This window comes from Pseudomonadota bacterium (assembly GCA_039196715.1).
Classification (GTDB): Bacteria; Pseudomonadota; Gammaproteobacteria; order CALCKW01; family CALCKW01; genus CALCKW01.
On the sequence record JBCCUP010000017.1, the window covers coordinates 1 to 12,388 of the forward strand.

A 12,388-nucleotide genomic window follows, 5' to 3' on the forward strand; every position below is an offset into this window, starting at 1 on the left:
GACCGAGCTCCCACGGATGGGGTGCGTATTTCTCTGACCTTGTGGGAGCGTGGCCGTCCCGCAGGGACGCCGCGCGAAAGGATGTTGATCTGTGCGCCGCGGCTAGAGTGCTTCGCCCGGTCTCGCTTTGCGAGGACCGGGCTCCCACGGATGGGGTGCGTATTTCTTTGACCTTGTGGGAGCGTGGCCGTCCCGCAGGGACGCCGCGCGAATATCGCTGAATCCGTGCTCCGCGGCGAGATCACTTCGCCCCGGTCTCGCTGCGCGAGGACTGGGCTCCCACGGGGATGTGGCGTGTTTTTTCGATCTTGCTAGAGCGCGAGCTGCAGGCGGATCTGGAAAAGCGTCTCGACTTCGCGTGGGCCGAAGCCGTTGAACACGAGGTTGGCGCGTGATGTCTCGATGCGCGTCCACTCGGTGGCGGCCTGCAATCGCTCGGAGGCCGTGAACCGGTAACCGAGAGTCCAGGCCGACCCGCGCTCGTTGTTGTCGTCGGCGGTGACGATGTCAACGTCGTCGACCCGGAAGCGGTCGTAGCGGGCCGAGAGCCGGTGCGGCCCCAGCTTTCTCGACAGCAGCAGGTAGTGGCTCTCGAAGTTGTTGTCGATGGCGTGCTTGCCTGACATCAACGGGCCCATGCCGGTGTTGCCCTGCATCCACTGGGCGAGCACCGTGACTTTCTTCGGAAACGCCAGCCGTGCGCCGACGCTCCAAAACCGGGTGTCCCAGCCGTACTGCCCCTTCTCGAGCGCCTCGGGGTCGCCGCGGTTGTCGTAGTAGAGCCCTTTGAGCGCGAAGCGCCCGCGTGTTTGCCACTCGGCGGCGGCGGTGAACCCGAGCCGGTTGTCGACTTCCATGAACGGTTCGACCACAGCGGCCTGAGTCTGAAACAGCTCACCTGGGCGGTTCAACGGCAGCGACGGCAACGGCAGGTTGTCGCCAAAACGGGTCTGGCGGTCATGGATGGCCCAGCCACGCCAGGACAGCAGCGAGCCAGCCGGATCATTGCCCCCGAACACCGAGCCCTGGAGGATCAGCCGGTGCCGCGGACCGAGCGACGGCAGCCGTTTGATCGCCGTGACTTCCACGCCGGTCGAGCGCAGTTCCTCGGCCACCCACGAGTTGATGGCCGAGTAGTTGATCGTGTACGGACTGCGCCAGCCCGCGCGCGTGTTCTCGAGCGAAAGTGCCGGGTAGAAGGCACCCACCTTGATGCGGTACCGCGTCTCCGAGCGCGGCACAGGTGCCCAGTGGAGGTAGGCTTCGGTGGCGTTGATCGGGTCACCGATGCCGTCGGCAGTCGCCTCCAGCACGAGCGTGGCCGACACGGTGTCGCTCAGTTGCCGGCGGTGCTCGCCGTAGCCGCGCACCGGTGGCTCGGTGCCATGGGCGGCAAATTTGCCGACCGAGCCGTCGACCCAGGACGGCAGGCCGTCGAGGTCGGCAGCCGCTGCTTCAACCCCAAGGTGCCAACGCGCACGGTCGGCCGAGCCAGTCGCCGCACTGGCGGCGGAGCCGGCTGCCGTCGCCAGGGCGACGGGCAATGCAAGGGCTACTGCGCGTAGTCTTCCCACTCGCTCGAATCCGCGTTGTGAGGTGCGTAGGGCTTCTTCAGCTTTTTGGCGAGGTCGAATTGCACCGTCGCGCCCGCGCGTGCCCGTTGCGCGAGCCGGTTTTGCCTGTCGCGGATCCGCGGGCTCCAGATGCGCACCTGGAGTTCTTCGACATCGCCGTCGAACGTCAAGGTCGCCTTGCCCGCTGCGTCGGTGCGCGCGTGCACGTGCGATTCCGCCACCACCACGTAGCCGACCATGTGGTCGTGGATGTTGCAGCCAAGGGTCACGAGACCGGTCTTGTCGAACACGACCGGGTCGGGTGCCTTGCCCTTGTAGAGCGGCAGGGTGAAGCGCTTGGTCTTCGAAAAGGAGTAGACGTGGTGTGCCGTTGGGTCGCTGTTGAAGAAATTCACCGACGCGCCCACCGGCACCACGGAGATGTACGGGTCGAACATCATGTGGTGCTGATCGATCTCGAACACGGTTTGCGCACCCGGGCCGAACGGCAGGGGCTCGCCGGTGCTCGATTCGGCGAGAACCACCACGTCGGGTACGGGGTTTCCCTTACGGTCGTGCACCACGACGTCGATGGTCGCAGCCGACAGACCGCCCACACCGAGCATCGCAATGCCCACCGCACGGCCGATGTGGCGCATCAGGTCCTTGATCACACGTCTTCTCCCTTGCATCCGTCGTCTCCCCTGGCGACGTCGTCCGTTGGCACGCTGGCCCGCTATTTGCGGCACAGAGCAGGCTGTTCACGCTGCACGCGGCACCCCACGGGACTCGTCCCCTAAGCGCGATATCGACCCTTGGCTATGCGACTTAAGTTCCTGCACAAGCTGCTGATCCTGACCGTCACCCCGGTCCTGATCGCGCAGGCCGGCACCATGCTCGCGGTGCTGCAGACGTCAAAGCAGGAAATCGAGGCCGGCGCCAAACAGGCGCTTCGCGTCGGGTCGGCAGTCGCTGAACAATTGGTGCAAACGCGAAACCAGCAAATTTCGCGAAACGTCAAACTGCTTGCGTCCGACTTCGCGCTGAAGGAAGTGATTGCAATTTCAGATCCAGAGTCGACCCGCTCGGCCCTGGACAACCACGCCAACCGGATCGGCGCGGACCTCTCGACCTTTGTCTACATCGACGACGACGGCGAGTCCGACCGGGCCACCTCGGCGCTCGAACGGCACGTCCAGCGCTACGCGCTCACGGTACTCGACAACGACGGCGCCCTGCCCGACATCTTCTCCATCGTGCTTGGCAAATCGGTGTATCAGGTCTACACCGCCGAGATGCGCGCGCCCACGACCATCGGCTACCTGATGCTCGGTTTCCGGGTGGGCGACAACATCGCCAAACCGATCCGCAAGCTGACCGACCTGAACGTCGCCATCCTGCAGATCGGTGCCACCGGCATCAACACGGCGGTGAGCACCTTCGACGCCGCGCACAGCCACGTCCCGCCGCCCGACTTGCTCAACAAGCAACTCGCCGCCAACTCGGTGTACCCCAAGCTGGTCGGTCCGGACGAATTCTGGGTAACGCACTTGCCGCTGACGCGCGCCGACGAGCGCGTGTTCATCGTGCTCGCGTCGCAAAAGCTCAAACCGTTGCAGCACTTCCTCAAGGCCAAGGACAACGTGCTGGCTTTCGGTGTGGGGTTGTTGGTGCTCGTGGTCGCGCTCGGTGCCTGGCTGTCGGCCGGCGTCTCCCGGCCACTGAGATCGCTTGCCAGTGCTACGCGCTCACTCGCCAAGGGGGAGTACGAGACCGAGATCCGCGTGGCCTCCCGGGACGAGATTGGCGAGCTGGCGCAAGGTTTCGAAGAGATGCGCAAAGCGGTTGCCAGCCGCGAATCCCAGATCTCACACCAGCTGTTGCACGACCCGCTGACCGGACTGCCCAACCAGAAACACACCATCGCGGTGCTCGAGCGTGAGATCGACAGCCAGGCCGTGACCGAGGTCTCGCTGATCGTGATCAAGATGCAAAGCCTCGACCGCATCGGTTCGTCACTCGGCCTGCATTCCACCGACGAGCTCACGCGGGAGACGGCGCGGACGATCGCGTCGGTTGCCGGCGACGGGTACTTCGTCGCGTGTATCGACACCAACCGCTTTGCCGTCGCCTGCTGCAACACCGACCTCGCCACGGCACAGGCGCTCGCGCGCGACATCACCGACCAGCTCGACCTCGGCACGCAACTCGGCTCGACCCGCATCACACTCAAGTCGCACGCGGGCGTGGCGCACTACCCCTCGCACACCACCTCGGCCGAAGACCTGATCCGCTACGCGATGATCGCGTCGGTTGACGCCAAGGGCAAGAAGCTGCGTCTGGACACCTACGACACCGGTCGCGAAGCCGATTTCACGCGTTACCTGAAGATCGTGCAGGACCTGCCCACCGCCGTCGAACACGAGGAGTTGAAGGTCTTCTTCCAACCCAAGGTGTCGATCGCGTCGGGCGAGCTGTACGGCGCCGAGGCGCTGGTGCGCTGGCAACACGCCGAGCTCGGCTTTCTGCCGCCGGATGACTTCATCTCGGCCGCAGAGCGCTCGGACAACATCAAACTGCTGACCCGCTACGTGATCCAGAAGGCCATCGCCGCGGCGCGCCAATGGCAGGACGACGGCTTCACGTTGAAAGTGGCGGTCAACCTCTCTGCCCGCGACCTGCTCGACCGCGACCTCTTCGGCTACGTGACCGAGGTGCTCGAACAGCACGACGTGCCGACGACGCGCTTGATCCTCGAAATCACCGAGAGCTCGGTGATGGAGGAGTTGGACCTGGCTGTCGAGACGCTGAACACCTTCCGCGCCGCAGGCATCCTGGTGTCCATCGACGACTTCGGCACCGGGCATTCTTCGCTGGCGCAGTTGCGCGACCTGCCGCTGGACGAACTCAAGATCGACAAGAGCTTCGTCTCGCAGATCTCGGCCGACTCCGACGACGAGTTGCTGATTTCCACCACCATCGAACTGGCCCACGGCATGGGACTGACGGTGGTGGCCGAAGGCATCGAAGACGAGTACAGCCTGCGCCGGTTGAAGCACCACAAGTGCGAAATCGCCCAGGGGTATTTCTTCAGCAAGCCGCTGCCGGAGGATGACTTCCGGCGCTGGATGGCGGACTACAGGCCCGCCGATTACACCGAGCGGCGCAGCGAGACCCGCCCGTTCTCGCCCCCTCAGCCGTCGCAGGCTGCACCCGACACACCCGGTCAGATGAAAAAGCGACCGTGACTGCGCGCAGCGCGTTGCGCTGCCAGGACCCACCGCACACACGAACAGGATGTCAGTTGTGCACACACCACACGCCCTACGCTGCGCCACCCTGCTGCTCGCCGTCGGCCTCGTCGGTTGCCAGGACACCACACTGCGCACACCCGAGCCGCTCGCGGTGCTGAGCACCGAGAACCACTCGGTCAACGCGGACAATCAACAGGGTTTTGTGCCGATCTCGAGCGTCGGCGTCGACCCGGACGACCCGCGCATTCAACTTGGCAAGCTGCTGTTCCACGACACGCGGTTGTCGCACGATCGGTCGATCTCGTGTGCAAGCTGCCACCAAGTCGCACGCGGCGGTGCCGACGCACGCCCGGTGTCGATCGGCGTCAACGACGTGCGTGGCCGGCGCAACGCACCGAGCGTACTGAACAGCGTGCACAACTTTCGTCAGTTCTGGGACGGCCGCGCCAGCGACCTCAAGGCGCAAGCGACCGGCCCCATCACCAACCCGGCCGAAATGGCGAGCGACTGGTCGGTGGTAATCGAGCGCCTGCAAGCCGACGGCGCACTGTCGACGCGGTTCCGCGACGCAGGCTACGAGGCCGTCGACCGCGATGCCGTCACCGACGCAATCGCGGCCTACGAGAGCGCGCTGATCACACCTGCGCCGTTCGACCGGTGGCTGCTCGGCGACCTCGATGCACTTGACGGCGAGGCCCTGCGCGGCTCGCAACGCTTTGTCGACCTCGGCTGCGTGTCCTGCCACCAGGGCAAGAACGTCGGTGGCAACATGTTTCAGAAATTCGGCGTCGTGGGCGACTACTACGCCGACCACGGTGGCGGCACCGACGCCGACCTCGGCCGCTTCAACGTCACGCAGCGACCACAGGACAAACACGTGTTCAAGGTGCCCTCGCTGCGCAACGTGATGGAGACCGCACCCTATTTCCACGACGGCTCGGTCGAACGCATCGAGGACGCGATCCGGATCATGGCGCGGTACCAGCTCGGGCGCGAGCTCGACGACGAGGACGTGCAGCTGCTCAAGGCCTTTCTCGGCGCCCTGTCGGCAAAGCCGAAGGCGGGTCTGCTGTGAGGGTCTCGAGCAACCTGGTGTTGCTGTTGGCCCTGTCCGGCCTCACGGCGTTGTCGTTTCACTTCAGCCGCCAGGGCGGCCTCGGCACCTACGTCAACGACGCCAGCTACCTGAATCAGCTCGACTCGCTGAACACCGCGATCGACCGGGAGATCCTGATTCTCAACGCAGGGCTCACCACCCACTTCGATCGCCTCTCGGCGCTGTCGACGTCGCTTGTCGCACTGACAAAATCCAAGCACGGCACCGCCCCGCTGAACCAGGTCAGCGACCACGTCGAACGCAAGATGACCTTGGTGGACGACTTCAAGTCCGACCTCGCGATCTACCGGAACTCGGTTCGCGCCGTCAGGGAGACGCTGGCGCACCCCGACCTCAGACCGGTGTCGGCCGGTTCGCACGACGAGCTCGATGCGGTGCTCTGGTTGTTGCTTGAACACATGGCGGCCGGCGAGGTCAACGCCAGCCACAAGCTGACCCGGGCAATGGCAACCCTGGAGAACTCCGACGCGCCGCAGCCCGATGCCGTGCGCACGCTGCTGACCCACGCCAGACTGATCGTCGATGTCGGCCGCCGCAAGCAGGCCACGGTGCGGTCGATCTCGGACCATTCGTTCTCGTCCTACCTCACGCGCCTGCACGGTGAATCCACCGAAACCCTCAACCGCACACAGTCGCTCGCGGCACGGTGGCAGATCTCGTTCGTGTTGAGCTTCCTCGTGCTGGTGGGGCTGACCGTGCAGGTTGTTCGCAGCGCGCGTCACACCGCGCACTGACCCCGCGGCAGGACAGCGCTGCGTCAACGTGCGACGACTGCCAGCGCTGTGTGCGTTGATGGCACAATGCGGCCATGCAGACAGACACTGACACGCTCGCGGACACGGTCATCCGCGGTGGGCGCATCGTCACCCCGCACGGGATCGTCGACGGTGACCTCGCGATCACGGGCAGCTGGATCTCGGCGATCGGCCCGGCGCTCGGGCCCGCCCGACACGAGATCGCGGCCGGCGGTCACTGGGTCATGCCCGGCGGGGTCGACGTTCATGCCCACATCGAGCAACGCTCGGGCATGGGCGTGATGAACGCCGACACCTTCGAAACGGCGACGTGCTCGGCCGCCTGTGGCGGCACCACGAGCGTGATCTCCTTCGCGGCGCAGGCGAAAGGCGAGCGCCTGGCGGACACGCTCTCGGACTACGCCGCACGCGCGCAGCGCGGCGCCATGATCGACTACGCCTTTCACGTGATTGTCTCCGACACCACGGTGCCGCACTTCGAGGACGACCTGGCCGAGATCATCCACGCCGGGCACCGGTCGCTGAAGATCTTCACAACCTACAACATCCAGCTCAGCGACGCCGACATCCTGCGGGTGTTGGGCGCTGCGCGTCGACACGGTGCCCTGGTCTGCGTGCACGCCGAGAACGACGCGCTGATCGCACGCGAAAAAGCCGCCTTGCTCGCCGAAGGCAAAACGGCACCGCGCTACCACGCGGCGTCCCGCCCGCCGGTTGCCGAGATCGAAGCCGTGGCGCGGCTGTGCCACTACGCCGAACACCTCGATCAACCGGTGATGCTGTTTCACCTCTCGGCGGCGGGCAGCGCCGACGCGGTCCGGGCCGCGAAAGCGCGCGGTGCGCCGGTGTGGGCTGAAACCTGTCCGCACTACCTTTTCATGACCGAGGAGGTCCTCGACAAACCGGGCCTCGAGGGCGCGAAATTCATGTGCTCGCCGCCGCAGCGCACACCGGACGACCAGGCCGCGCTGTGGGCCGCGCTAGCCGATGGCACCATCGAGTTGGTCTCTTCGGACCACGCGCCCTACCGCTATGACGAGACCGGCAAGCTCTCCGCCGGCACCGCGCCCACCTTCACCGAGATCGCCAACGGCCTGCCGGGGCTCGAAACCCGTCTGCCGTTGTTGTTCGACGCGATGGTCAGCCAGGGCCAGCTGGGCGCCGAGGCCTTTTGCGCCGTGACGTCCACGGTGCCTGCGCACCGCTACGGCTTGCACACCAAAGGCCGTCTCGCCGTGGGCAAGGACGCCGACATCGCGCTCTGGGACCCGACGGCGACCGTGACCTACGGCGAAAACGACCTGCACGACAACGTCGGCTACAACCCCTGGGCGGGCCGCACCGTCACCGGCTGGCCAACCCACGTCTGGGTGCGCGGCGAGACCGTCGTCGACCCGAGCGGTTTTCACGGCACGCCCGGCGCCGGACGGTGGATCGACCGGCCGGATCCGCCGCCCCGCACCGCTGCAGAGGTTGCGCCGTGACGCCAGCCGCCACAGCCGACCGGCCGCTGGTCATCATCAACCCCAACTCGTCGCAACACGTGACCGACGGCATCGACGCCGCGGTCGCGCCGTTGCGCCGCTTCGGTGTGCCGATTCGCTGCCTGACACTCGCCGCAGGCCCGCCCGGCATCGAGAGCCAACAGCAGGCCGACCTGACGATCGCGCCGATGCTCGCGCTCGCGCGCGCCCAACACGACGCCGCCGGCTACGTGATCGCCTGCTTCGGCGACCCGGGCGTACACGCCCTGCGCGACGCCACATCCCTGCCCGTGGTCGGCATTCAGGAGGCCGCCGTTGTGACCGCCTTGACGCTTGGCCAGCGTTTCGGCGTGGTGTCCATCGCGGCCAATTCGATCCCCCGACACCTGCGCGCTTTCGGCGCAATGGGTGTCACCGACCGCTTGGCCGGCGACCTCGCACTCGGGCTCGGCGTGGTGCAGCTCGCCGACCGCGCCACCTGCGAGGCCGCGATGATCGACACCGGCCTGCGCCTCAAACGCGAGCACGGCGCCGACGTGCTGATCCTCGGTTGTGCAGGCATGGCCCACTACCGCGACACGCTCGAGCGTGAAACCGGCTTGCCGGTGGTCGAGCCCTGCCAGGTGGCAACCAGCCTGGCACTGGGCCAGATCGCCCTCAACCTCAGCCACCGCACACAGGCACCGCCCCATGCTGACTGAATCCGCGTCAGGCGTTTTCACCATCGCCGCCACACCGTTCGAGGCGAACGGCGCACTCGACACCGAGAGCCTCGACCGCATGGTCGACGCCTACATCGACAAGGGCGCCACCGGCCTCACCGTGCTTGGCATGATGGGCGAGGCGGAAAAACTGACCGCCGAGGAAAGCGAGCAGGTGGTGCGGCGTGTCGTGGCACGCGCCAGCGTACCGGTGGTCGTCGGTGTCTCGGCACCCGGGTACGCGGCGATCGCCGCGCTCAGCGACACCGCCATGGCCGCCGGCGCGGCCGCGGTCATGGTGGCGCCCCCGTCCAAGTTGCGCACCGACGACCAGATCGTGCGCTACTACCAGGACATCGCCGAGCTGATCAACGGTGCGCCCTTCGTGCTCCAGGACTTCCCGCTCGCGACCGGCGTGCAGATCGCGACGCCAGTCATCCTGCGCATCGTTGAGACCTGCCCGAACTGCGTGATGCTCAAACACGAGGACTGGCCCGGCCTCGAGAAGATCAGCCAGCTGCGCACCGCTTCGGACGCCGGTGCCCGGCGGATTTCGATCCTGTGCGGCAACGGCGGGCTCTACCTGCCCGAAGAACTCGCGCGCGGCGCCGACGGCGCGATGACCGGCTTCGGCTACCCGGAGATGATGGCGCGCGTGGTCGACGCGCACCGCGCCGGCGACAGCGACCGCGCGCACGACATCTTCAACGCCTACCTGCCCATGGTGCGCTACGAGGCCCAGCCCGGCATGGGCCTCGCAATCCGAAAGTATTCCCTGGCGAAGCAGGGCATCATCGCCCACCCTACCGTGCGCAAGCCTGGTGTGACCCTCTCCACCCAGGCGATCGCCGAAGTCGACCGCCTGGCGGCGCGACAGGCCCAGGCTCTGGCGGCGCTGGGTCTCTAGGCGGGTCCGGCTCTACGCCACCTAAACTGCAAGCGTGGCGAAGCACGGTCGCTCCCTGACTGTGGGTCCGATCAGACTGCGGCATTGACTGTGGTCTGTGCTTGCATCCAGGCGATGAAGTGGTCGGCGGCGACGTTGTGGCGCGTGCGCCTCGGCCTCGCCAACCAATAGCCGTAGTCCGTGAGACCGGTGTCAGACAGCACCCACAGGGCACCGGCGTCGATTTCGGACTGAACCAGGGCATCCATCAACGCGACACCCTGGCCGTCGATGACCGCCTGCACGCGCACATTCGGGTCGAGGATGATCAAGGTGTCGCGTCGCCGCCGTGCGGGCCACCCCGCGTGCGACCACCAGTCCGTCCAGGCGTTGCTGTCGTCGTGGTCGCGCAACAGGGTCAATCGTTGCAGGGCGCGCCGCGCGCCACCCTGTTGCACCGCCTCGAAGGCGGCGCGGTTTCCCATGGGGTAGGTCGGCAGCGGCATAAAGGGCAGGATGTCGGCGTCATCCCAACGGCCGTGCCCCCATCTTATTGCAACATCGACCCCTTGCTGCTCCAGGTCGAACAACCTCACCATGGGTTGCAGCCGCAAGACGATACCGGGGTGCAACTGCATGAAGGCTGTGAGCCGCGGTGACAACCACCGGGCGGCGAAGTAGGTCGACACGCCGATGGTGAGCGTCTCCGAGGACAATCCGCGCAGCGCGAGCAGGTCGGACTCGAGGTCGCGATAGCGGCTCTCGCTCAGCGCGAGCAGGTTCTTCCCCGCGCGGGTCAGTGTGGACCCGCGCGCGCCGCGGACAAACAGCGCCATGCCCAATTGCGCTTCAAGCAGCTTGATCTGGTAGCTGATGGCCCCTTTGGTCATGTGCAGCGCCTCGGCCGCTTCCGAGAAGCTCGGGTAGCGCGCCACGTCGACGAAGACGCGTAACGAATCGTGGTGGCGAAAGTGGATCGTCATAGCCTCAGCGTATAATTTTCTTGAACGCTCTGGATAGCATTTTTCGATTTTCAGAGTGTCGATGATCGCCCAACATCGGGTTCAGAGCCTGTTTGGTGGTCAGCAAGCGATGCCCTCCAACGCCCAACGTCCGCGTCGTTCAACGCTCGCCGTGCGGCGTCGGCGGCGTCACACCGCGCAAGCTGTCACACCGAAGCGCCTGTCCCGCCGACGTATACCACGCTACGCGTTGCTCGACGACGACGCCCTCGCGGCCATCGAAGCCCAGGGCGATTGGATCCTCGACACCATCGGCGTCGAGTTTCGCGGCGACGCCGTGGCACTCGAGTTGTTTGCCAACGCGGGGGCGCGCGTCGACGGCGAGCGCGTGCGTTTTGCGCCCGGCCAGGTGCGGGCGCTGTGCGCCACCGCCCCCAGCCAATTCACGCTGCATGCACGCGATCCGGCGCACAGCGTGACGCTCGGTGGCGACCACGTGGTGCTGATGCCGGGCTACGGCTCGCCGTTTGTAACCGACCGGGTCCACGGTCGCCGCTACGCAACGCTGGCGGACTTCGAATCGTTCGTGAAGCTGAGCCACCTCGCGCCGACCTTGCACCACACGGGCGGCACGGTGGTCGAGCCGATGGATGTGCCAGTCAACAAACGCCACCTCGACATGGTGCGGGCGCACCTCCTGTTGTCGACCAAGCCCTTCATGGGCGCGGTGACATCGCCCGAGCAAGCGACAGACAGCATCGAAATGGCGCGCCTGGTGTTCGGCGACACAACCCTCGACACCCACGCGGTGATGCAGGCCAACATCAACGTGAACTCCCCGCTGGTGTTCGACCACACCATGTCGGCGGCCCTGCGGGTCTACGCTGAGGCCAACCAGTGCGTTTGCGTCTCGCCCGCGGTGTTCGCCGGCGCGATGGGACCGCTGTCGCCGGCGGCGGTCGCCGCGCAGACCCTCGCCGAGGCCTCGGTCGGCATCGCGCTCGCACAACTGGTACGCCCGGGATGTCCAGCGGTGCTAGGCAGCTTTCACGCGGCGATGAACCTGCGGTCCGGCGCGCTCACCTTCGGGTCACCGGAAGCCAACCTCGCCACACTCATCCTGGCACAGCTCGGCTACCGGCTCGGCGTGCCGGTGCGCGCCGGTGGTGGGCAAGTGACCGCGGCAAACGCACCGGACGGACAGGCCATGCAGGACAGCGCAGACGCGCTGTGGGCGACGTTGCTCTCCGGCAGCCACCAGGTCTGGCACGCCGCCGGCTGGCTCGAAGGCGGCCTCACCTTGTCCTACGAGAAGTTCGTGCTGGACCTCGACCACTGCGGCGCAATGATGACGCTACTGCAGGGCGTACAGGTCGACGGCGACAGCTTCGCACGCGAGGCGTACCGCGAAGCCGGGCCTGGCAACACCTTCCTGTCCACCGCGCACACCCTGCGCCACTGCGCCACCGCGAACTTCGAACCCGTCATCCCGGAACCGGGTGCCTTCGAAACCTGGCGTGAGCAAGGCAACCCCACCGCCGACCAGCGCGCCACCGCCGCGTGGCAAGAGATGCTCGCGCGCTACACCCAACCCGACATCGCCCCGTCGCTTGCGACGGCACTCGACGACTTCATTCACGCGCGCAAAGCCGCGCTTCCCGATGCCTGGCACTAGG

The 12,388-nt window shown here is 66.4% G+C and carries 10 protein-coding genes; 7 read left to right on the forward strand and 3 right to left on the reverse strand.

Annotated elements, in window-relative coordinates:
* Positions 1–311: 311 nt before the first annotated feature.
* Together AAGA11_08230 and AAGA11_08235 are read right to left on the reverse strand one after the other, a co-directional pair.
* Positions 312–1,544, reverse strand: a complete 1,233-nt coding sequence (locus AAGA11_08230) for a hypothetical protein (protein MEM9602835.1) — start codon at positions 1,542–1,544, stop codon at positions 312–314.
* 8 nt (positions 1,545–1,552) lie between these two features.
* Entirely contained in the window at positions 1,553–2,227 is a 675-nt protein-coding gene (locus AAGA11_08235) for a hypothetical protein (GenBank protein ID MEM9602836.1), read from the reverse strand.
* A 147-nt stretch (positions 2,228–2,374) separates the two neighbouring features.
* Between AAGA11_08235 and AAGA11_08240 the strand changes: the two genes are divergently transcribed.
* The 6 genes from AAGA11_08240 to AAGA11_08265 all read left to right on the forward strand — a co-directional run bounded on the left by AAGA11_08240 (position 2,375) and on the right by AAGA11_08265 (position 9,771).
* Positions 2,375–4,801 (forward strand): EAL domain-containing protein, encoded by a 2,427-nt coding sequence (locus AAGA11_08240; protein ID MEM9602837.1) that lies wholly within the window; start codon positions 2,375–2,377, stop codon positions 4,799–4,801.
* Between the two features lie 58 nt (positions 4,802–4,859).
* Complete coding sequence (locus AAGA11_08245; protein ID MEM9602838.1) at positions 4,860–5,882, forward strand: cytochrome c peroxidase; 1,023 nt, start codon at positions 4,860–4,862, stop codon at positions 5,880–5,882.
* Positions 5,879–6,658 carry a DAHL domain-containing protein gene (locus tag AAGA11_08250; protein ID MEM9602839.1) on the forward strand — a complete coding sequence of 260 codons (780 nt, stop codon included), beginning with the start codon at positions 5,879–5,881 and terminating at the stop codon, positions 6,656–6,658. The genes AAGA11_08245 and AAGA11_08250 overlap by 4 nt, the downstream gene beginning before the upstream one ends.
* Before the next feature lie 74 nt (positions 6,659–6,732).
* On the forward strand, positions 6,733–8,163 hold the full coding sequence (gene hydA / locus AAGA11_08255) for a dihydropyrimidinase (GenBank protein MEM9602840.1): 1,431 nt from the start codon (positions 6,733–6,735) through the stop codon (positions 8,161–8,163).
* Positions 8,160–8,864, forward strand: a complete 705-nt coding sequence (locus AAGA11_08260; protein MEM9602841.1) for an aspartate/glutamate racemase family protein — start codon at positions 8,160–8,162, stop codon at positions 8,862–8,864. The genes hydA and AAGA11_08260 overlap by 4 nt, the downstream gene beginning before the upstream one ends.
* Positions 8,854–9,771 carry a dihydrodipicolinate synthase family protein gene (locus AAGA11_08265; GenBank protein MEM9602842.1) on the forward strand — a complete coding sequence of 306 codons (918 nt, stop codon included), beginning with the start codon at positions 8,854–8,856 and terminating at the stop codon, positions 9,769–9,771. Before AAGA11_08260 ends, AAGA11_08265 begins: the two co-directional genes overlap by 11 nt.
* Positions 9,772–9,842: 71 nt before the next feature.
* On the opposite strand, the gene AAGA11_08270 is transcribed toward AAGA11_08265, so the two are convergent.
* A complete protein-coding gene (locus AAGA11_08270; GenBank protein ID MEM9602843.1) occupies positions 9,843–10,733 on the reverse strand; it encodes a LysR substrate-binding domain-containing protein in 891 nt (296 codons plus the stop codon).
* A gap of 61 nt (positions 10,734–10,794) precedes the next feature.
* Here AAGA11_08270 and AAGA11_08275 point away from each other — a divergent pair, with 61 nt between their 5' ends.
* Positions 10,795–12,387, forward strand: coding sequence for a trimethylamine methyltransferase family protein (locus AAGA11_08275; protein MEM9602844.1), 1,593 nt, complete (start codon positions 10,795–10,797; stop codon positions 12,385–12,387).
* Position 12,388: the final 1 nt, after the last annotated feature.